At 74.6% G+C, this 19,789-nt stretch carries 17 protein-coding genes and 1 pseudogene; 3 read left to right on the top strand and 15 right to left on the bottom strand.

Translation table 11 applies throughout. The features are described from left to right. Positions 1–132 precede the first annotated feature (132 nt). From D0Z06_RS02240 to D0Z06_RS02215, 6 genes are all read right to left on the bottom strand, one after another. Complete coding sequence (locus D0Z06_RS02240; protein ID WP_117375720.1) at positions 133–1,410, bottom strand: thymidine phosphorylase; 1,278 nt, start codon at positions 1,408–1,410, stop codon at positions 133–135. Next, positions 1,407–1,835, bottom strand: a complete 429-nt coding sequence (locus D0Z06_RS02235) for a cytidine deaminase (RefSeq protein WP_117375719.1) — start codon at positions 1,833–1,835, stop codon at positions 1,407–1,409. The genes D0Z06_RS02240 and D0Z06_RS02235 overlap by 4 nt, the downstream gene beginning before the upstream one ends. Beyond that, on the bottom strand, positions 1,835–3,112 hold the full coding sequence (locus D0Z06_RS02230; protein WP_117375718.1) for an ABC transporter permease: 1,278 nt from the start codon (positions 3,110–3,112) through the stop codon (positions 1,835–1,837). The genes D0Z06_RS02235 and D0Z06_RS02230 overlap by 1 nt, the downstream gene beginning before the upstream one ends. Further along, complete coding sequence (locus tag D0Z06_RS02225; RefSeq protein WP_199522063.1) at positions 3,109–4,332, bottom strand: ABC transporter permease; 1,224 nt, start codon at positions 4,330–4,332, stop codon at positions 3,109–3,111. Before D0Z06_RS02225 ends, D0Z06_RS02230 begins: the two co-directional genes overlap by 4 nt. Next, on the bottom strand, positions 4,329–5,903 hold the full coding sequence (locus D0Z06_RS02220; protein WP_117375717.1) for an ABC transporter ATP-binding protein: 1,575 nt from the start codon (positions 5,901–5,903) through the stop codon (positions 4,329–4,331). The genes D0Z06_RS02225 and D0Z06_RS02220 overlap by 4 nt, the downstream gene beginning before the upstream one ends. A 217-nt stretch (positions 5,904–6,120) precedes the next feature. Next, positions 6,121–7,164 (bottom strand): BMP family lipoprotein, encoded by a 1,044-nt coding sequence (locus D0Z06_RS02215; RefSeq protein WP_199522062.1) that lies wholly within the window; start codon positions 7,162–7,164, stop codon positions 6,121–6,123. A 53-nt stretch (positions 7,165–7,217) separates the two neighbouring features. Here D0Z06_RS02215 and D0Z06_RS02210 point away from each other — a divergent pair. After that, a pseudogene (locus tag D0Z06_RS02210) lies at positions 7,218–8,333 on the top strand (D-alanyl-D-alanine carboxypeptidase family protein); the annotation flags it as partial. Positions 8,334–8,655: 322 nt separating this feature from the next. Here the strand turns inward: D0Z06_RS02210 and D0Z06_RS26075 are convergent. The 4 genes from D0Z06_RS26075 to hisC form a co-directional block, all read right to left on the bottom strand. Then, positions 8,656–9,690, bottom strand: a complete 1,035-nt coding sequence (locus D0Z06_RS26075; protein ID WP_370453276.1) for a YihY/virulence factor BrkB family protein — start codon at positions 9,688–9,690, stop codon at positions 8,656–8,658. A 46-nt stretch (positions 9,691–9,736) separates the two neighbouring features. After that, entirely contained in the window at positions 9,737–10,318 is a 582-nt protein-coding gene (locus D0Z06_RS02200) for a 2'-5' RNA ligase family protein (RefSeq protein WP_117375714.1), read from the bottom strand. Then, a complete protein-coding gene (gene trpS / locus D0Z06_RS02195) occupies positions 10,315–11,337 on the bottom strand; it encodes a tryptophan--tRNA ligase (RefSeq protein WP_117375713.1) in 1,023 nt (340 codons plus the stop codon). The genes D0Z06_RS02200 and trpS overlap by 4 nt, the downstream gene beginning before the upstream one ends. A gap of 66 nt (positions 11,338–11,403) precedes the next feature. Then, a complete protein-coding gene (gene hisC, locus D0Z06_RS02190; protein ID WP_117375712.1) occupies positions 11,404–12,516 on the bottom strand; it encodes a histidinol-phosphate transaminase in 1,113 nt (370 codons plus the stop codon). A 74-nt stretch (positions 12,517–12,590) separates the two neighbouring features. Between hisC and galE the strand changes: the two genes are divergently transcribed. Further along, complete coding sequence (gene galE / locus D0Z06_RS02185; RefSeq protein ID WP_117375787.1) at positions 12,591–13,547, top strand: UDP-glucose 4-epimerase GalE; 957 nt, start codon at positions 12,591–12,593, stop codon at positions 13,545–13,547. A 73-nt stretch (positions 13,548–13,620) separates the two neighbouring features. On the opposite strand, the gene D0Z06_RS02180 is transcribed toward galE, so the two are convergent. After that, on the bottom strand, positions 13,621–14,934 hold the full coding sequence (locus D0Z06_RS02180) for a hemolysin family protein (RefSeq protein WP_117375711.1): 1,314 nt from the start codon (positions 14,932–14,934) through the stop codon (positions 13,621–13,623). A gap of 214 nt (positions 14,935–15,148) precedes the next feature. Between D0Z06_RS02180 and D0Z06_RS26850 the strand changes: the two genes are divergently transcribed. After that, complete coding sequence (locus D0Z06_RS26850) at positions 15,149–16,042, top strand: CAP domain-containing protein (protein ID WP_304999741.1); 894 nt, start codon at positions 15,149–15,151, stop codon at positions 16,040–16,042. A 149-nt stretch (positions 16,043–16,191) separates the two neighbouring features. Here D0Z06_RS26850 and D0Z06_RS02170 read toward each other — a convergent pair whose 3' ends face one another. The 4 genes from D0Z06_RS02170 to D0Z06_RS02155 all read right to left on the bottom strand — a co-directional run bounded on the left by D0Z06_RS02170 (position 16,192) and on the right by D0Z06_RS02155 (position 19,759). Then, positions 16,192–17,406: an NADP-dependent isocitrate dehydrogenase gene (locus tag D0Z06_RS02170; protein WP_117375710.1), complete on the bottom strand. Its 1,215-nt coding sequence runs from the start codon at positions 17,404–17,406 to the stop codon at positions 16,192–16,194. Positions 17,407–17,535: 129 nt separating this feature from the next. Then, positions 17,536–18,489, bottom strand: a complete 954-nt coding sequence (gene mdh / locus D0Z06_RS02165) for a malate dehydrogenase (protein ID WP_117375709.1) — start codon at positions 18,487–18,489, stop codon at positions 17,536–17,538. Positions 18,490–18,546: 57 nt separating this feature from the next. Continuing rightward, positions 18,547–18,846, bottom strand: coding sequence for a DUF3017 domain-containing protein (locus D0Z06_RS02160; protein WP_117375708.1), 300 nt, complete (start codon positions 18,844–18,846; stop codon positions 18,547–18,549). A gap of 40 nt (positions 18,847–18,886) precedes the next feature. Further along, a complete protein-coding gene (locus D0Z06_RS02155) occupies positions 18,887–19,759 on the bottom strand; it encodes a bifunctional methylenetetrahydrofolate dehydrogenase/methenyltetrahydrofolate cyclohydrolase (protein WP_117375707.1) in 873 nt (290 codons plus the stop codon). Between the last annotated feature and the right edge of the window lie 30 nt (positions 19,760–19,789).

The raw sequence follows: 19,789 nt of genomic DNA, 5'->3' as shown, positions 1-19,789 counted from the left end.
GAGAGCCCAGTGTGCTCCGTCGACCTGGGGAGCCGGTCGCCCGGTCCCCGACGATCACGGCGCCGGGACCGCCCCGGTCCCCCGGTACGCGGTCCCGGCGCCATGATCACGGGGGGAGCGGGGTCCCGCTCGTCACGCGGTGATCCGGTCGAGCACCAGCGGCAGCGGCTCGTCCCCGGTGTCGACGCCGACCGCCCCCTCCAGCGCCTCCAGGGCCCGCGGGATGCGGTCGGCGTCGTCGGTGTGCAGCTCCAGCAGCGGTTGGCCCGCGGTGACCTGCTCCCCCACCCCGGCGGTCCAGACCACGCCCGCGGCCCCCGACACCGGGTCCTCCTTGCGGGACCGGCCGGCCCCGAGCCGCCAGGCCGCCACCCCGAGCGCGTAGGCGTCCAGCCGGGTGAGGGTGCCGGTCGCCGGGGCGGTCACCACGTGCCGCTCGGCCGGCGTCGGCAGCGGCGCGTCCGGGTCCCCGCCCTGGGCGGCGATCATCCGCCGCCAGACGTCCATCGCGCGGCCGTCGCGCAGCGCCTCGGCCGGGTCGACGTCGTCCCGCCCGGCGGTGGCGAGCATCTCCCGGGCCAGGGCCAGGGTGAGCTCGACGACGTCGGCCGGCCCGCCGCCGGCGAGCACCTCCACCGACTCGGCGACCTCGACGGCGTTGCCCGCAGCGCGGCCCAGGGGCCGGTCCATCGCGGTCACCAGCGCGACCGTGCGGACGCCGGCCGCCTCCCCCAGGCCGACCATGGTGCGGGCCAGCTCCCGCGAGGAGTCGACGTCCTTCATGAAGGCCCCCGAGCCCGTCTTGACGTCGAGCACCAGCGCGTCGGCTCCCTCGGCGATCTTCTTGCTCATGATCGAGCTGGCGATCAGCGGGATCGACTCGACCGTGCCGGTGACGTCCCGCAGGGCGTAGAGCTTCTTGTCCGCGGGGGCCAGGTCGTTGCCGGCCGCGCACACGACCGCGCCCACCTCGCGCAGCTGCCGGAGGTAGTCGGCCTCGCCCACGTCGGCCCGCCAGCCGGGGATCGCCTCCAGCTTGTCCAGCGTGCCGCCGGTGTGGCCCAGCCCGCGGCCCGACAGCTGCGGGACGGCCACCCCGCAGGCGGCGACGAGCGGCGCCAGCGGGAGCGTGATCTTGTCGCCGACCCCGCCGGTCGAGTGCTTGTCGGCCGTCGGCCGCCCGAGCGGCGAGAGGTCCTTGCGCACCCCCGAGTCGATCATCGCCCGGGTCCAGGCGGTGAGCTCGGCCGGCGTCATCCCCCGGAAGAACACGGCCATGAGCAGGGCGCTGACCTGCTCGTCGGGGATCGTCCCGTCGGTGTAGGACCGGATGACCCAGCGGATCTGCTCGGGGGTCAGCTCGACGCCGTCCCGCTTGGCGCGGATGACGTCGATGGCGTCGACGCTCACGCCGGGACCTGCCCGGTGCCGCGCGCGGCCGCCGCGTCGAGGTCGGCCGGGCCGAAGGCGTCGGGCAGCACCGCGCGCATCGGCACGATGCCGAGCGAGACGGTCTCGATGAGCATGTCGGGCCCCCCGTGCTCCCACAGCAGCTGCCGGCAGCGGCCGCAGGGCATGAGCGGCTGCCCGTCGCCGCCGACGCAGACCACCGCGACCAGCCGCCCGCCGCCGGTGCGGGCCAGGTCGCTGACCATGCCGCACTCGGCGCACAGCCCCAGCCCGTAGGAGGCGTTCTCGACGTTGCAGCCGGTGACGAGCCGGCCGTCGTCCACCAGCCCGGCCACGCCGACCGGGAACCTCGAGTACGGCGCGTAGGCGTGCCGCATCGCCTCCCGGGCCGCCCCGCGCAGCACCTCCCAGTCGACCTCCGCCACTAGTGCTCCCCTCGTCGGTACACGAGCCCGTCCGCCTTGGGCATCCGCAGGCGTTGGGAGGCCAGCGACAGCACCAGCAGCGTGGTGAGGTGCGGCGTGAAGAAGACGATCCCCTCGGGCAGGACGTCGATGGTGAGGAACCCGACCAGCGTAAGGGCCGCGACTCCTCCGGCCACGACGGCCTGCAGCAGCTGCCGACGCAGCCCGAGCCAGACCGCGAAGCCGGCGAGGAGCACGGCGACCAGGAGCAGCAGTGCGACGACCGCCGTCCGGCTGCGCAGCTGCAGGGCGTCGGCGAAGCCGAACAGGCCGGCGCCCGCGGCCAGCCCGCCGGGGCGCCAGTTGCCGAAGATGAGCGCCGCGAGGCCGATGAAGCCGCGCCCGCCGGTCTGGCCCTCGCGGTAGATCCCGGCGACGAAGACGAGGAACACCCCGCCGAGCCCGGCCAGCGCACCGGAGATGACCACGGCGGTGTACTTGAGCCGGTAGACCGGCACCCCCAGCGAGTCCGCCGCCGCCGGGTTCTCGCCGCAGGACCGCAGCCGCAGGCCGAAGGCCGTCCGCCACAGCACCAGGTAGGACACCGGCACCAGCAGCAGGGCGAGGATGGTGAGCAGCCCCACGCCGCTGGTCAGCCCGCGCAGCAGGCCGGCGAGATCGCTGAGCAGGAACCAGTCCTGCCGTTCGAGGTCACCGAGCAGGTCCGGGCCGGAGGAGAGCACCGGCAGCGAGAAGGACGGCGGATCGCTGGACAGCGAGGGCGACTGGGTGGGCCCACCGCCGGTGTCCTCGGTGAACAGCAGCTCGGAGAGGAAGCGCACCACGCCCGCGGCGAGGATGTTGATCGCGACCCCGGACACCACGTGGTCCACCCCGAAGGTCACCGTGGCGACCGCGTGCAGGAGTCCGCCGAGCGCTCCGAAGAGGACCCCGCCGACCACGGCACCGGCCCAGCCCCACTGGTAGCCGGCCCACCCCGCACCCCACGTGCCGAGGATGAGCATGCCCTCGAGGCCGATGTTGACCACGCCGGCGCGCTCGGACCACAGGCCGCCGAGGGCCGCGAGGCCGATCGGGACGGCCAGCAGCAGCGCCGCCGACAGGGTCGACGACGACGTGAGCTCCCGCTCGCCGGAGACCACCCGTACCAGGGCGAAGACCAGCCAGAGACCGATCAGCAGCCACATGACCCGCCGGGCACGGCCACCGCCGGTGAGCAGGTCGGTGAGCGGCCCGCGGCTGGGCCGGTCGGTCCGGGGTGACGCCGTGCTGCTCATGCCTGCACGTCCTCGGGGGTGTCGGGGACACCGGTGCGCACCCGGCGTCCGCCGTCCGGGCCGGTGGCGGGCGGTGCGCCGCCGCCGGTGCCGCCGCCGGCCGGGCCGGCGTCCGCGGCGGCACCGGCACGCTCCGCCGAGCGCAGCGCGAGCCGGCGGGCGATCTCGTTGGCGACGACGACCGCGAGGACGATCGTCCCCTGGATGATCGTCACCACAGAGGAGGGGATGTCGGCGAACTGCAGCGGCAGCGCCGCCCGGTCGAGGAACGCGAACAGCAGCGCGGCCAGCGCGATGCCCAGCGGCGTGCTCCGGCCCAGCAGCGCGACGGCGATGCCCAGGAAGCCCAGGCCGGCGGTGAACTCCGTGCCGTAGTCAAACTGGCTGCCCAGCAGGTCGGGCAGGCCGATGAGGCCGGCGATGGCGCCGGAGATGAGCATGGTCTTCACGACCATCGCCCGGGCGTCGACACCGCTGGCGGCGGCCGCGGACGGCGACAGCCCGGTGGCGCGCAGGTCGAAGCCGAAGCGGGTGCGCTTGAGCAGCACCGCGACGAGGACGCCGGCCACGGCCGCGACCAGCAGGAACCCGTAGAGGCCGCTGCGCGGCGCGGCCAGGCCCAGCCCGGTGAGCAGCCCGTTGAGGCTCGGGAAGCGGCCGGACTCGGGGATCTCCGCCGTCGTGATGATCGACGCCCCCGGCGGGCTGCCGCGCAGGGGACCGGTGAGCAGGTAGGACGACAGCCCCAGCGCGATGAAGTTGAGCATGATCGAGCTGATGACCTCGCTCACCCCCCGGGTCACCTTCAGCACGCCGACGATGCCGGCCCACAGCGCCCCTACGACCATCGCCACCAGCACGACGACGAGCACGTGCAGCGGGCCGGGCAGGACGATCGCGGCGCCCACGGCCGCGGCCAGGATGGTGGCCAGCCGGTACTGGCCCTCGACGCCGATGTTGAACAGGCCCATGCGGAAGGCGACCGCGACCGCCAGGCCGGCCAGGAACAGCGGCACCGCCCGGTTGAGGATGACGACGATCGACTGCACCTGCTGCGAGGGGGTGTCACCCAGGTCGACCATCACCTGGAAGGCGGTGAGCGGGTCCTCACCGATCAGGGCGATGACCACCGCCGAGATGGCCAGGGCCACGACGACGGCCAGCAGCGGGCCGAACAGGGCGAACCCGATCCGGCGCAGGACGGCGGAGGTCCGGCTCACGCCGCACCCGCCTCGGTCCGCGCCCCGGTCATGTACCCACCGAGCTGCTCGGGGGTGCACGAGGCGGGATCGAGCGAGGCGACGAGCCGACCGCGCAGCATGACGTAGAGGCTGTCGGAGAGCCCGATGAGCTCGTCGAGGTCGGCCGAGATCAGGACGATGGCCATGCCGGCGGCGCGGGCGTCCTTCAGCAGCTCCCAGATGGCCGCCTGGGCCCCCACGTCGACGCCGCGGGTGGGGTGGGCGGCGACGAGCAGGCGGGGTGTGGCGCTCATCTCCCGCCCGACGATCAGCTTCTGCTGGTTGCCACCGGAGAGGGCCACGGCGAGGGTGTCGGGGCCGGGCGCCCGGACGTCGTACTCCTGCATGATCCGGGCGGTGTCGGCGCGGGACCCGGACCGGTCGATGAAGACCCCTCGCGACGCCGGCGGGCGGGTCTGGTGACCCAGGATGCGGTTCTCCCACAGCGGCGCGTCGAGCAGCATCCCCTGGCGGTGCCGGTCCTCGGGGATGAACCCCACCCCCGCCTCCCGCCGGGCCCGGGTGCTCCAGGAGGTGACGTCCTCCCCGGCGAGGGCGATCTCCCCGCCGGCCAGCGGGCGCAGGCCCATGATGGCGTCGACCAGCTCGGCCTGGCCGTTGCCCTCCACCCCGGCGATGCCGACGACCTCACCTTCACGGACGGTCATCGTGACGCCGTCCACGGCCGGCCGGCCACCGCCGTCGTCCACCCGGACGTCGGTGAGCTCGAGGACGGGGGTCTCCCGGACGGTCGACTCCCGCTTCTCCGGCAGCGGGAGCTCCGAGCCGACCATCATCTCGGCCAGCTGCTTGGTGGTCGTCGCCCGCGGGTCGGCCGTGCCGACGGTCGTGCCGCGGCGGATGACGGTGATCGAGTCGGCGACGCGGCGCACCTCGTCGAGCTTGTGGGAGATGAAGATGACGGTCAGCCCCTCGCGCTTGAGCTCGGCGAGGTTGCCGAACAGCTCGTCGACCTCCTGGGGCACGAGGACGGCGGTGGGCTCGTCGAGGATCAGCGTGCGCGCATCGCGGTAGAGGACCTTGGCGATCTCGACCCGCTGCCGATCGCCCACGCCGAGGTCCTCGACGAGGTCGTCAGGGCGCAGCCCGAGGGCGTAGCGGTCGGAGATCTCGGTGATCCGGCGCCGTGCCTCGGCCAGGTCCAGCCGGCCGCCGCGGGTCGGCTCGCTGCCCAGGACGACGTTCTCCAGGACCGTGAAGTTGTCGGCGAGCATGAAGTGCTGGTGGACCATGCCGATCCCGGCGGCGATGGCGTCGGACGGGTTGCGGAAGCGCACCTCGCGCCCGTCGAGCAGGATCTGCCCCTCGTCCGGGCGGTGCTCGCCGTAGAGCGTCTTCATCAACGTGGACTTGCCGGCACCGTTCTCGCCGACGACCGCGTGCACCTCTCCGCGGCGGACCCGCAGCTCGATGTCCTTGTTGGCCACCACGCCGGGGAAGCGCTTCGTGATCCCGCGCAGCTCCACCGCGAGGGGCGCACCGGCCGACCCGGCCGCGTCGCTCTCCGGGGACGAGCTCCCTGTGGTCATGACGCCCTCTCCCTCCGTGTACTCCGCCGGTGGGCGGTCTGCGCCCTCGCCCCCCGGGGGCGGGATCGGCCGTCCGCCCCTGGGGGCGGACGTGGTGAGCCGTGGGCATGATGCCGCGGGTCACGGGTCGCGGGCGGCGACGGGGGCACGGACGACGACGCGGGCCCAGGCTATGCCCGGGCCCGCGTCGTCGGGCGTCAGCCAGCCGCTCGGAGCGTCACTCGATCGTGGTCGGGACCTCGATCGTGCCGTCGACGATCTGCTGCTTGTAGCTGTCGATCTCGCCGGAGATGTCGTCGATGAAGCCACCGCTGGTGGCCAGGTCGATGCCCCCGGTGGACAGGTCGTTGAGGACGTCGGTGGCCCCCTCGACGTCGCCCTCGGAGTAGCTCGTGATGAACTGCTCGACGGCGTTGTCGACCCGCTTGAGCATCGACGTCATGATCACGGCCTGCAGCGCCGGGTCGGAGACGGTCAGGTACTGGTCCGAGTCGACCCCGATGGCCCGGCCCCCGGAGGCCGCCGCCGCCGTGAAGACACCGATCCCCGACCCGCCGGCGGCGTGGTAGACGATGTCCGCGCCCGCGTCGTACATGCCCTGGGCGACGATCTGACCGCGCGCCGGGTCGTTGAAGCCCGTGAAGTCACCGGCCGGGGAGATGTACTGCCGGTCGATGATGATGTCCGGGTTCACGGCCTGGGCACCGGCGACGTAGCCGGCCTCGAACTTCTCGATCAGCGGGCTCTCCACGCCGCCGACGAAGCCGATGTGGCCGGTCTCGGTCTTCAGCGCCGCGGCGACGCCGGCGAGGAAGGAGCCCTCCTCCTCCGCGAAGATCAGCCCGGTCACGTTGTCGCCCTTGGCGCCGTCGGCGTTGGAGCCGTCGACCTGGGCGAAGGTGGTGTCGGGGAACTGCGGGGCGACCTCGGCGATGACCTCGTCGTAGTTGAAGCCGACCGCGATGACCGGGTCGTACCCCTGCTCGGCCAGCTGGGTGAGCAGGTCCGCGCGGTTGGAGGCGTCGTCGTTGGGGCTGAGCTCCTGCAGCTCGCCGCCGAGGTCGTCGACGGCCGTGGAGGCCCCCGTGTAGGCCGAGTCGTTGAACGACCGGTCGCCGCGGCCGCCGGTGTCGTAGGCCAGCCCGACCTGGAGCTCCTCGGCGGCGCTGCCGCCGCCCTCGCCTCCGCCGCCGTCGGTCTCGTCGCTGGCACAGGCCGCGAGGGCCATGCTGCCGGCCAGCAGCAGGGCGGCAGCCTTCATCCTCCGCGCTCGGCGCAAGACGGTCTCCTCTCTGGGGGGACGGCCCGCGGCAGGTGCCGGGCGCGTCCCGTGGGGGCGTGGACCGTGCGCTGCCGCACCGGGGGCGCGGTGCGCACGACCTCGGCACGCTAACCGCGACCTCGCCCGTTCCCGCCACATCGGGGCGACACCGAGATGGGATCGTTGCGAAGGCGCGACGGCGGCGTGGCCCGGGTCACCGGGCGGTCACCGGGCCGGACCCCGCGCCGGGGTGGACGGCGCGGCGGGCGGGCACGTCGACGGCTAGCGTCGCCCCCGTGCGGCGACGGGAGCGGGTGGGGACGGCGCTGGTCGCCGTCCTGGCGGCCGTCCTCGTCGCGCTGCCCGCCCTGCTGGGCGCACCGGCCGGGGGCGCGCAGGCCGCACCCGCCCGGCCCACCGCGGACCCGCTGGCGCCGACCCCCACCGCCCCGCCGCCCGGCGGCCCGCCCCAGGGCAGCGGTCCCGGCGGGGTCACCGTCGGCGGCGAGGAGCTCGACACCCGCGGCACCGTGGTGGCCGAGGGGACCCCGCCGCTGCCCGAGGGCGTCGTCGCGCCCGGCTGGCTGGTGGCCGACGCCGACGGGACCGTCCTGGCCGCCCGGGACCCGCACGGCCGCTACGCCCCCGCCAGCACGCTCAAGACGCTCACCCTGCTCACCCTCCTGCCGCTGCTCGACCCGGAGCACGTGGTCGAGGGCACGGTCGAGGACGAGGCGGTCGAGGGCAGCCGCGTGGGCCTGGTGGCCGGCGGCCGGTACCCGGTCCGGCTGCTGTTCGAGGCGCTGGTGATGCAGTCGGGCAACGACGCCGCCCTCGCGCTGGCCCGTGCCGCCGGCGGGGTCGACGTGACGCTGCGCGCGATGAACGAGACCGCCCGGGCCCTCGGCGCGTACGACACCGTCGCCGGCTCGCCGTCCGGCCTCGACGTCGCCGGGCAGAGCTCCTCCCCGTACGACCTGGTGCTCGTCTTCCGGCGGCTGCTGGCCGACCCGCGCGCGGCGGCGCTGCTCGTCACGCCGACCGCGCAGATGCCTCCGGTCGAGGGCCGCTCCGAGGGGTACCAGATCCAGAACGAGAACCCGCTGCTGTCCCGCTACCCGGGCAACCTCGGGGGGAAGACCGGGTTCACCGACGCGGCGCGCCACACCTTCGTGACCGCCGCGGAACGCGACGGCCGCCGGCTGCTCGTGAGCGTCATGGGCACCGAGAACGTGCCCCTGCGGGCGGCCGACCAGGCGGCGCTGCTGCTCGACTGGGGGTTCGCCGTGCCCGCCGGGACGCCGGGGGTCGGGGTGCTGGTGGACTCGGCGGCCGACGTCCCGCCGCCGTCCCGCACCGCGCCCCGGACGACGGGACCGCCGCCCGCCGTGGCCGCCGCCGGCGCCTCCGCGGCGCCGGCCGGACCGCCGCCGTCCGCGCTGCTGCCCGCCGTCCTGGCGCTGACCGCGGTCGCGGTCGCCGCGCTGGCGGTCACGGGTCGTCGCCGCGCGCGGCGGTGGGTGCCCCGCTCCGGTCGGGCAGCGGCCGAGCCGGCTCGGCCGGCCCCCCGGGGGTCGCCCGGACCACCGCCGGGAGGGTCGCGGTCCAGGCCGCGGTGAAGAACGCGAAGCGGAACACCAGGTTGATCCACACCAGGACGCCGACCGCGCCCCCGAACGCCGAGGCGGTCACGCTGCCGGAGATCAGCGAGACGTAGAGGCTGCCCGCCAGCTTCATCAGCTCGAACCCGGCGGCGCCGAACAGCGCCCCGGGCAGCAGCCGGCGCAGCGGGTGCCCGGTCGCCGGCACCACCTTGAGCAGCCACAGGAAGACCGCCACGTCGCTGGCCAGGGCGAGGGCGATGCCGAGCAGCGCGGTGGCCAGCGGCAGGCCGGGCGCCTCGGCCAGCCCCGCCCAGTCCAGCACCCACCCGGTGGCCTGGGTGACCAGCCCGGTGAACCCGAGGCTGAGCACGCCGAGCGCGCCGAGCGCCAGGAGCGCCGTCAGGTCGTGCAGGTTGTCCTTGAGGAACTCGGGGTCGTCCGCGCGCCCCTTCCAGATGCGCTCCATGCCGATCCGGAGCTTGTCCATCGCCCGCAGGCCCGCGTAGACGAAACCGGCCAGCCCGACCAGGCCGAACACGCCCGCCGCACCCACGGCCCCCTGCAGCTCGGCGACGATCTCCTCACCGGTCGCGCCGGGAAAGGCCTCGCGGATGGCGTCGTAGAGCTGCTCCTGCAGGAGCGTGTTGCCGGACAGGACCAGGCCGATGACCGAGGCGGCCAGCAGCAGCACCGGGACCAGGCCCAGGAAGACGAAGTAGGTGACCCCGGCGGCCATCAGGTCGCCCTGCGTGCCCCGGTAGCGGCCCCCGGCGCGGGCCAGGTGGTCCAGCCACGGCCAGGCCCGCCGGCGCCCGCGGAGGAAGGACTCCCACCCACCGCCGACCCGGGCACCGAGCCGGGACCAGCGGCTGCCCACCGGCGGCTCGTCGGTGCGCTCGGGCGTGGTCCGGGCGGAGCTCACCGGCCCCAGTCCGGGCCCGCGGAGGGTCGGGCGCCCGACGGCCCGGTCAGGTCGCGCGCCCGACCGGCGGGCCGGTCAGCGGGTACTCCCGGGCCACGGCCCACGCGCCGCTGGGGGTCTGCTCGAACTCGGTGAAGTGGTCGACCCGGAACTCGGCGTCGAGGTCGGCCAGGCCGTAGTAGGCCAGGTCGAGCATGTCCGGCGGGACGTCGTGGGCCACCGTGACGTGCGGGTGGTACGGGTAGGTCAGCGACCGGGCCAGCGGTCCGCAGCGGACGTCGTTGGCGATCAGCTCGCAGTTCCCGATGCCCCGGGCCACGGCCACGAAGACCACCTCCGAGACCGGCGAGAACGTGCCGGTCCCGGACAGGTGCATGGCGAACGGCGCGTGGGCGCGGGCCACCGCGGCGAGGTGCTCGGAGATCAGCGGCCGGTCGGCGACGGACACCTCGGTGGGCGGCAGCAGCGTCACGTGCGGGGGGACCAGGGCCGCCTGCGGGTCGCCGACCTTGGTGCGCCAGTCGACGAACAGCTGCGCCCACGGCTCGGGGATGGACACGACCACGCCCAGGACGGCCGACCGCGGGTCCGGGCTCGGGTCGCGCGGGACGAAGGTGTCGTCGTTCACGCACCCGCCCCCGCCGGTGGCAGGAAGCCGACCCGGTCGTAGACCCGGGCGACCGTGGCCGCGCCGACCTCGCGGGCCCGCGCCGCCCCGCCGGCCAGCACCCGCTCGAGCTCGGCCCGGTCGTCGAGCAGCTCGAGGGTGCGGGTGCGGACCGGCTCGAGGGCGTCGGTGACGACCTCGGCGACCTCCTTCTTGAGGTCCCCGTAGCCGCGGCCGGCGAAGCGCTCCTCGAGCTCGGCGACCGCCGTCCCCGACAGGGCGCCGTGGATGGTCAGCAGGTTGGTCACGCCCGGCTTGCCGACCGGGTCGGCCACCACCTCGCGGCCGGTGTCGGTGACGGCGGACCGGATCTTCTTCGCGGTCACCTTCGGGTCGTCGAGCAGGTAGATGCAGCCGGCCGGGGGCAGGCTCTTGCTCATCTTCTTGTCCGGGGACTGCAGGTCGAGGATCTTCGCCGCGCCCTGCGGGATGGAGGGGGCGGGCAGGGTGAACGTCGTCCCGAAGCGGCTGTTGAAGCGGGTGGCGAGGTCGCGGGTCAGCTCCAGGTGCTGGCGCTGGTCCTCCCCCACCGGCACCTGGTCGGCCTGGTACAGCAGGATGTCGGCGGCCTGCAGCACCGGGTAGGTGAACAGCCCCACCGAGGCGCCGGCCGTGCCCTCGCGCTGGCTCTTGTCCTTGAACTGGGTCATCCGGCTGGCCTCGCCGAACCCGGTGAGGCACTCCAGCACCCAGGACAGCTGCAGGTGCTCCGGGACGTGGCTCTGCACGAACAGGCTGCTGCGCGAGGGGTCCACGCCGAGGGCGAGCAGCTGCGCGGCCGAGACGAGGGTGTTGCGGCGCAGCTCCTCGGGGTCCTGCGGGACGGTGATCGCGTGCAGGTCGACCACGCAGTAGAAGGCCTCGGTGGTCTCCTGCAGCTGCACCCACTGCCGCAACGCACCGAGGTGGTTGCCGAGGTGGAACGAGCCCGCCGTCGGCTGGATGCCGGAGAGCACACGGGGAAGGGGCACGACGGCCATCAAACCAGCCACCCCGGCCCTCGTGCGCCACGCGCCCCGACGCGCCTCGTCGCCACGGCGTTCCGCTCAGCCCAGCCCGGCAGGTTCGCGCACCTCGTCGAGGGCGGCGAGGAAGACGTCGTCCTCCTCCGGGGTGCCCACCGTGACGCGGATCCCCTCCCCGGCGAAGGGCCGGGTGATCACCGCCCGCCCCTCGAGGGCGGCGGCGAGGGGTGCGGCCGCCTCGCCCACGGGCAGCCAGACGAAGTTGGCCTGGCTGTCGGCGACGTCGAACCCGCGCTCGCGCAGCGCCGTGGTCAGCCGGTCGCGCTCGGCGGTGACCGCCGCGCAGCGGCGCCGCACCTCGTCCTCGCTGGCCAGGGCGGCGACCGCGGCCGCCTGGGCCAGGCTGGACACGCTGAAGGGCACGTGGGTCTTGCGCACCGCCTCGGCGACGGCGGGGTCCTCGGCGACCAGGTAGCCGACCCGCAGCCCGGCCAGCCCCCAGGCCTTGGAGAACGTGCGCAGCACCGCCACGTTGGGCCGCCCGCGCAGGAGCTCCATGCCGTCGGGGACGTCGGGGTCGGTGACGAACTCCCGGTAGGCCTCGTCCAGGACGACGAGCGCGGTCCCGGGGACGGCGTCCAGGAAGCCCTCCAGCTCCGCCCGCCGCACCGCCGTCCCGGTCGGGTTGTTCGGGTTGCAGACGAACACCACGCGGGTGGTGTCGTCGACCGCCGCGGCCAGCCCCTCGAGGTCGTGGGTGTCGGCCGGTCCCCCGGGGCGGCCCGGCACCAGCGGCACCTGGACCGCCCGCGCGCCGGCCACCCGGGCCAGCAGCGGGTACATCTCGAACGACCGCCAGGCGAAGGCGATGCTGGTGCCCGGGTCGTTGAACGACTGGGCCAGCTGCTGGCACAGCATGACCGCCCCGCAGCCGGTCACGACCTGCGCCGGGTCGACGCCGTAGCGCTCCGCGAGCGCACCGGTGAGGACGACGGCGCCGTTGTCCGGGTAGCGGTTGGTCTCCGCCGCCGTCGCCGCGAGCGCCTCGACCACGGCGGGCAGCGGGGGGAAGGCCACCTCGTTGCTGGCGAGCTTGACCGCGCGGGGGACGCCGATCTCGCGGGCGAGGTCCGCGGGGTTGCGACCGGGCCGGTAGGCCGGTAGTTGCTCGATCGCCGGACGTGCGCTGACCACGTGTTCTGCCTCCTGACCGCATCTCGCCCGATCGCGGGACGCCGGTGCCCGCGCCCCCTCCTAGGGTGGGCGTCATGCGCGTTCTCGTCGCCGGTGGGGCCGGCTACATCGGCAGCGTAGTCACCGCCGCCCTGCTCGAAGGCGGGCACGAGGTGACCGTGCTCGACGACCTGTCCACCGGCCACGCCGACGCGGTGCCCGCCGGCGCCACCCTCGTGCAGGCCTCGCTGCACGACTCGGGCCCCGTGCTGGCCGACGTCCGCCCGGAGGCGGTGCTGCACTTCGCGGCCAAGAGCCTGGTCGGCGAGTCGCAGGTCCGCCCGGAGATCTACTGGGACACCAACGTCGCCGGCACGCTGGCGCTGCTCGAGGCGATGCGGGCCGTCGACTGCCGGCGCATCGTGTTCTCCTCGACCGCGGCCACCTACGGCGAGCCCGAGCAGGTGCCGATCCCCGAGGACGCGCCGACCCGGCCGACCAACACCTACGGCGCCACGAAGCTCGCCGTCGACGCGATGCTCACCTCCTACGCGACCGCGCACGACTTCGCCGCGGTCAGCCTGCGCTACTTCAACGTGGCCGGGGCGGCCCACGGCCTGGGTGAGCGGCACACGACCGAGACCCACCTCATCCCGATCGCCCTGCAGGTCGCCGCCGGCACCCGCGAGGCGATGACCGTCTACGGCGAGGACTACCCGACCCCCGACGGCACCTGCATCCGCGACTACATCCACGTCGCCGACCTCGCCGAGGCCCACCTGCTGGCGCTGGACGCCCCGCAGCCCGGCGAGCACCGCGTCTACAACCTGGGCAACGGCACCGGCTTCTCGGTGCAGCAGGTGGTCGACGCCGCGCGCGAGGTGACCGGGCACCCGATCCCGGTCGTCGTCGGCGAGCGGCGGGCCGGTGACCCGGCGCAGCTGGTGGCCTCCAGCGACCGGATCCGCGCCGACCTGGGCTGGGCGCCGCGGCACACCGACCTGACCGGGATCGTCCGCGACGCCTGGGAGACCGCGCGGAAGCGAGCCTGAGCCGGCCCTTCCGCGGCCCCGTCCCGGGCCCCGCCCCGAGCCTGCGAGGGGTGGGGAGGACGGGGTCCTTCCGCTAGGCCTCCGGCGGTTCGGCCGGCGCCGGCTGGGGGACCCGGTCCACCGAGAGGCGGGCGATCCGCCGTCCGTCGAGCTCCAGGACCGTCACCGCGCGGCCCTCGACCTCGACGTGGTCGCCGGGCTCGGGCAGCCGGCCCAGCTCGGCGAGCACGTAGCCGGCGACGGTCTCGTAGGGGCCCTCGGGCAGGTGCAGGCCGGTGGCCTCGCGGAAGTCCTCCAGGTTGAGCAGCCCGTCGACCTCCTGGGGGCCGCCGGGGGCCGTCTCGGGCTCGGCCGCGACGTCCTCGTCGTACTCGTCGTAGATCTCCCCGATGACCTCCTCGATGAGGTCCTCGAGCGTGACGATGCCGTCGGTGCCGCCGTACTCGTCGACCACGATGGCCAGGTGGTGGTTCTCCCGCCGCATCTCCGACAGGGCGGTGAGGACGCCGGCGGTGCCCGGCAGCCGCTTCACCTCGCGGGTCAGGTCCCCCACCGTGGCCGCCCGGCCGGCCGGGTGGTTGGGCAGGAACAGGTCCCGCACGTGCACGAAGCCGACGACGTCGTCCTCGTCCCGCCCCACCACCGGGTAGCGGGAGTGGCTCGAGTCGTGCACCTGCTTGGCCGCCCGGCTGACGGTGGTCGAGGCCTCGAGGAAGTCCACCTCCGTGCGCGGGGTCATCACCTCGCGGACCTCCCGGTCGCCGGCGCGGAAGACCTCGTCGATGAGCCGGCGCTCGTCGCTGCTCAGGGACTCGTGGGCGGCCACCAGGTCCCGCAGCTCCTCCTGGCTGATCGCCTCCCCGCTGGCGCGCGGGTCACCGCCGAGCAGCCGGACGAGCGCGTTGGTCGACACCGACAGCAGCCAGATGACCGGGCGGAACAGGGTCGCGATGGCGTTGAGCGGGGAGCCGACGAGCAGGGAGAAGCCCTCCGCCCGCTGCAGGGCGAGCCGCTTGGGCACGAGCTCGCCGACGACGAGCGAGAGGTAGCTGATCGCGAGGGTGACCAGCACGAAGGCGAGGGTGCCCGCGAACCCGCTGCCGAGGCCGAGCTCGGTCAGCCCGTCGGCCAGCGGCTCGGAGAGCGTGCTCGCGCCGAAGGCCGCGGAGAAGAAGCCGGCGAGGGTGACACCGACCTGCACCGCGGCGAGGAACCGGTTGGGGTCCTCCAGGAGGCGGGCCACGGTCCGCCCGCGCCGGCCGCGGTCGGACATGGCACGGACCTGCGACTCGCGCAGGCTGACCAGGGCGATCTCCGCACCGGCGAAGGCACCGCCGACCAGCACGAAGACCACGACCATGACGATGTTGAGCCAGACGTCGCTCACCGGCGGCGCGCTCCTCGGTGTGGGCGGTCAGCGGACGCCGACCATGCTGCCTGCCGCGGCCCCGGCCCGACAGCGGACACGGCCCCCGTCCGGGTGGAGCCGAGGGGATGTGAAGCCGCGCATATCTGACTGTGCGTGATCGCTTGCCTACGGCTAGTCTTGCCAAGGTTCCGCCCCCGAGTCCAGCACCACGTGAGGACCCCTCGTGCACCACATGCCGGCAGGCCCCCCGTCCCGCATCCCCTCGGCCCTCCGCCGCGCGCTCCGGGCCCGCCGTGTCGTCCTGCCGCTGTTCGTCGGCGTCGTCCTGAGCGGTGCGGTGGCGGTCGGGGTGCCGGCCGTCTCCCGGGTCGTGGGCCTGGACGCCACCGCCGCCACCTCCACCGCGCCGGGCGTGCACGACCCCGGGGCGAGCACCGGCCCGGTCCGGATGGGTGTCGACGGCATCCCGGGCGCCGGGGCGGTGGTCGAGGCGCCCGCCGGCGGGGCAGCGGCGCCGGCGGAGCCGCCGGCGGCGGCAGGGGGGGCCGAGCCGGTCGCACCCCCCGCCGGGGCGACGCCGTCCGCCCCCGGCAGCGCCGACCCCGCCGACCCCGCCGGCGCCCCGGCGACGCCCGGGACCGACGAGCCGGCGCCGCCCGCGGCGCCGGCCGGCGGTGCCGGCAGGCCGGTCCCCGGCGGCGACCCGGGGTCCGGCGCCGAGGCGCCCGTCGCGGCGGCGCTGCCCGCCGACCCGGCCGCGGAGGACGAGGTGCTGACCCTGGTCAACGCGGCCCGGGCCGAGGCCGGTTGCGGTGCGCTGGCCGCCGACGAAGGGCTGGCCGCCGTCGCGCGCGCCCACAGCGCGGACATGCGCGACCGGGACTACTTCTCGCACACCGACCCCGACGGCCTCGACCCGTTCGACCGCGCCGAGACGGCCGGCATCGACACCGCGCGGGCGGAGAACATCGCCTACGGGCAGCCCGACGCGCAGGCCGTGGTGACGGCCTGGCTGGGCAGCGAGGGCCACCGGGCCAACATCCTCGACTGCGACCTGCGCACGATGGGCGTGGGGGTGGCCGAGGGCCCGGGCGGCCCGTGGTGGACGCAGCTCTTCGGCGCCTGACGCCGGGGGCCGCCGGTCGCGACGACCGTCCGCCCCTCTCCCCGCACGTGCAGCACCGGGGGGCAGGGCCGCACACGTCGACGGGCCCCCGACCCGGTGGGGTCGGGGGCCCGTGGACGCGGTTCCAGGCGGCGCTCAGGCCGACCAGGTCAGGCCATGGCCTTCTGCAGGTTGCCGTCGATGGCCGCCAGGAAGTCCTGGGTGTTCAGCCACGGCTGCTCCTTGCTGATCAGCAGCGCGAGGTCCTTGGTCATCTGACCGCCCTCGACGGTGTCGACGCAGACCTTCTCCAGCGTCTCGGCGAACCGGGTCACCTCGGGGGTGCCGTCCAGCTTGCCGCGGTGGGCCAGGCCCCGGGTCCAGGCGAAGATCGAGGCGATCGGGTTGGTCGAGGTGGCCTCGCCCCGCTGGTGCTGGCGGAAGTGGCGGGTGACCGTGCCGTGGGCGGCCTCGGCCTCGACGGTGCGGCCGTCGGGGCTCATCAGCACCGAGGTCATCAGGCCCAGCGAGCCGAAGCCCTGCGCCACGGTGTCGGACTGCACGTCGCCGTCGTAGTTCTTGCAGGCCCAGACGTAGCCGCCCTCCCACTTGAGGGACGCCGCGACCATGTCGTCGATCAGCCGGTGCTCGTAGGTGATGCCGGCCTCGTCGAACTCGGCCTTGAACTCGGCGTCGAAGACCTCCTGGAAGAGGTCCTTGAACCGGCCGTCGTAGGCCTTGAGGATCGTGTTCTTGGTCGACAGGTAGACCGGGTAGCCGCGCTGCAGGCCGTAGTTCATCGAGGCCCGGGCGAAGTCGCGGATCGACTCGTCGAGGTTGTACATCGCCAGGGCGACGCCGGCGCCGGGCGACTGGAACACCTCGTGCTCGATGGGCGCCGAGCCGTCCTTCGGCGTGAAGGTCACCGTCAGCGTGCCCTCGCCGGGGAACCGGAAGTCGGTGGCGCGGTACTGGTCGCCGAAGGCGTGGCGGCCGACGACGATCGGCTGCGTCCAGCCGGGCACCAGCCGCGGGACGTTGGACATGATGATCGGCTCGCGGAAGATGACCCCGCCGAGGATGTTGCGGATCGTCCCGTTGGGCGAGCGGTACATCCGCTTGAGCCCGAACTCCTCGACCCGCGCCTCGTCGGGGGTGATCGTCGCGCACTTGACGCCGACGCCGTGCTGCTTGATCGCGTTCGCGGCGTCGACGGTGATCTGGTCGTCGGTCTCGTCGCGCTTCTCGATGCCCAGGTCGTAGTACTCGAGGTTGACGTCGAGGTACGGGAGGATCAGCTGGTCCTTGATGAACTGCCAGATGATCCGGGTCATCTCGTCGCCGTCGAGCTCGACGACGGTGCCCTCGACCTTGATCTTGCTCACGCGTTCTCCTTGTGCTCTCGTGGCCCCGCTGCAGGGTCCCGCCCCCGGCCCCGTCCCGGGTCCCACCCCGGGCTTGCGAAGGGTGAGGAGGACGGGGTCCTTCCACGGTGGGGGCAGCGGGGTCCTTCTTCAGAGGTCGGCTACGTCGGCCTGCTTGGCGCGCACGGCCTCGGCGGCCTCGCGCAGTCCGGTCAGCTCGTTCTCGGACAGGTCCCCCTCGACCACCCGGCGGACGCCCTCCCGCCCGATCTCGGCCTCGACCCCCAGGTAGACGCCGGAGATGCCGTACTCGCCGTCGACCCAGGCGCACACCGGCATGACGCTGCCTGCGTCCTCCATCACGGCCCGCGCCATGCGGGCCGCGGCGGCCGACGGGGCGTAGTAGGCCGAGCCCGTCTTCAGCAGGGCGACCACCTCGGCGCCGCCGTTGCGGGTCCGGTCGACGAGGTGCTCGATGCGGTCGGCCGCCAGCACGTCGGTCAGCGGCTTGCCGTCGACCGTGCAGCGCGAGGGCACCGGCACCATCGTGTCGCCGTGCGAGCCCAGCGTCAGGGTGCGCACCGAGCCCACCGGGACGCCGAGCTCCTCGGCGACGTTGTTGGTGAACCGGGCGGTGTCGAGCATGCCGGCCTGGCCCATCACCCGGTTCTTCGGGAAGCCGGTGGCCAGCTGGGCCAGCGCCGTCATCTCGTCGAGCGGGTTGGACACCACGATGACGACGGCGTCCGGCGAGGTCCGCGCGATATTCTCCGCGACCTGGCGGACGATCTTCGCGTTGGTCTCGATGAGGTCCATGCGGCTCATGCCCGGCTTGCGGGGCAGCCCGGCGGTGATGACCACGACGTCCGAGCCCTCGGTGCCCTCGTAGGACCCCCCGCCGACCCCGACGACCTGCGTCTCGAAGCCCTCGATGGGCCGCGACTGGTTCATGTCGAGGGCCAGGCCCTCGGGCTTGCCCTCGACGATGTCGGTGAGCACGACCGTCTCGAAGACGTCGTACTCCGCGAGGCGCAGGGCGGTGGTCGAGCCGTAGAAACCGGCACCGACGACGGTGACCTTGCCGTTCCGGGGCTGCTCTGCCATGGGCGTGAACCTATCGCCGGTCGCCGCCCGGCGCCCGCGCGGGTGCCCACCCCTCCTTCAGCCGGCCGGGATGGCCAGCGCGACGGCGGCGAGGGTCACGCCGGCAGCGCCCATGAGGACGACGTCGACCGGCCGGCTGCGGACGGCGAGGAAGCCGATGCGGCGCGCCGGCAGCAGCAACCGCAGCAGGGCCGCCAGCGCCAGCGCCGCGCCGAGGACGACCAGCCCGCGCCGCCAGTGCTCGAGCACCACCATGACCATGCCGGCGGCCACCACGAGGAGCACCGCGAACAGCGGGAGCTGGCGGAGGACCCCGGCCAGCACCGGGCGCCGCCGGTACAGCGGTGGTCGGGTCACGGCCGTGCACCCCGGGCCGGCGCGCCCACTCCGCGCCCGGTCACGAGGACGTCAGGACCTCGGCGGCGACCGCCTGCTCGGCGGCGAGGACGACGTTCTGCAGCAGCATCGCCCGGGTCATCGGCCCGACCCCGCCGGGGTTGGGGGCCACGAAGCCGGCGACGTCGACGACGTCCCTCGCGACGTCCCCGGCGATCTTCCCGTCGACCCGGCTCACCCCGACGTCCAGGACGGCGGCCCCCGGCCGGACGACGTCCGCCGTGACCAGGCCGGGCACGCCGGCCGCGGCGACGACGACGTCGGCCCGGCGCAGGTGCGCGGCCAGGTCCCGCGTCCCGGTGTGGCAGAGCGTCACGGTGGCGTTCTCGGTGCGCCGCGTGAGCAGCAGGCCGAGCGGGCGGCCCACCGTGATGCCGCGGCCGACGACGACGACCTCCGCCCCGGCGATCGGCACGTCGTAGCGGCGGAGCAGCTCGACGATGCCGACCGGGGTGCACGGGAGCGGGCCGGGGACGTTGAGCACCAGCCGGCCGAGGTTCACCGGGTGCAGCCCGTCGGCGTCCTTGGCGGGGTCCATGCGCTCGAGGACGGTGCTCTCCTCGACGCCCGCGGGCAGCGGGAGCTGGACGATGTAGCCGGTGCAGGCCGGGTCGGCGTTGAGCTCGTCGACGACCTCGAGGACGTCGCCGAGCGTGGCGGTCGCGGGCAGCTCGCGCTGGATGCTGGCGATGCCGACCTGCGCGCAGTCGGAGTGCTTGGCGTTGACGTACCACCGGCTGCCCGGGTCGTCGCCGACCAGCAGCGTGCCGAGGCCGGGCCGGTGGCCGGCGGCGGTCAGCGCCGCGACCCGCTCGGTCAGCTCGGCCCGGATGGCGGCCGCGGTGGCCTTGCCGTCGAGGATCGTCGCGCCCACGGCAGCACAGTGTGCCCGACGCCGGGCCGG

Source organism: Geodermatophilus marinus, assembly GCF_003428645.1.
Lineage (GTDB): Bacteria > Actinomycetota > Actinomycetes > Mycobacteriales > Geodermatophilaceae > Geodermatophilus.
Note: the sequence above shows the minus strand (reverse complement) of the source record. Positions and strands in the feature narration are given on the sequence as shown.

What these genes read in the sequence shown, in the direction of transcription:
- mdh (WP_117375709.1), bottom strand. Translation starts at nt 18,489, where the DNA reads ATGGCAGAGCAGCCCCGGAACGGCAAGGTCACCGTCGTCGGTGCCGGT.
- D0Z06_RS02220 (WP_117375717.1), bottom strand. Translation starts at nt 5,903, where the DNA reads ATGACCACAGGGAGCTCGTCCCCGGAGAGCGACGCGGCCGGGTCGGCC.
- D0Z06_RS02230 (WP_117375718.1), bottom strand. Translation starts at nt 3,112, where the DNA reads ATGAGCAGCACGGCGTCACCCCGGACCGACCGGCCCAGCCGCGGGCCG.
- trpS (WP_117375713.1), bottom strand. Translation starts at nt 11,337, where the DNA reads ATGGCCGTCGTGCCCCTTCCCCGTGTGCTCTCCGGCATCCAGCCGACG.
- D0Z06_RS02215 (WP_199522062.1), bottom strand. Translation starts at nt 7,164, where the DNA reads ATGAAGGCTGCCGCCCTGCTGCTGGCCGGCAGCATGGCCCTCGCGGCC.
- D0Z06_RS26850 (WP_304999741.1), top strand. Translation starts at nt 15,149, where the DNA reads ATGCCGGCAGGCCCCCCGTCCCGCATCCCCTCGGCCCTCCGCCGCGCG.
- galE (WP_117375787.1), top strand. Translation starts at nt 12,591, where the DNA reads ATGCGCGTTCTCGTCGCCGGTGGGGCCGGCTACATCGGCAGCGTAGTC.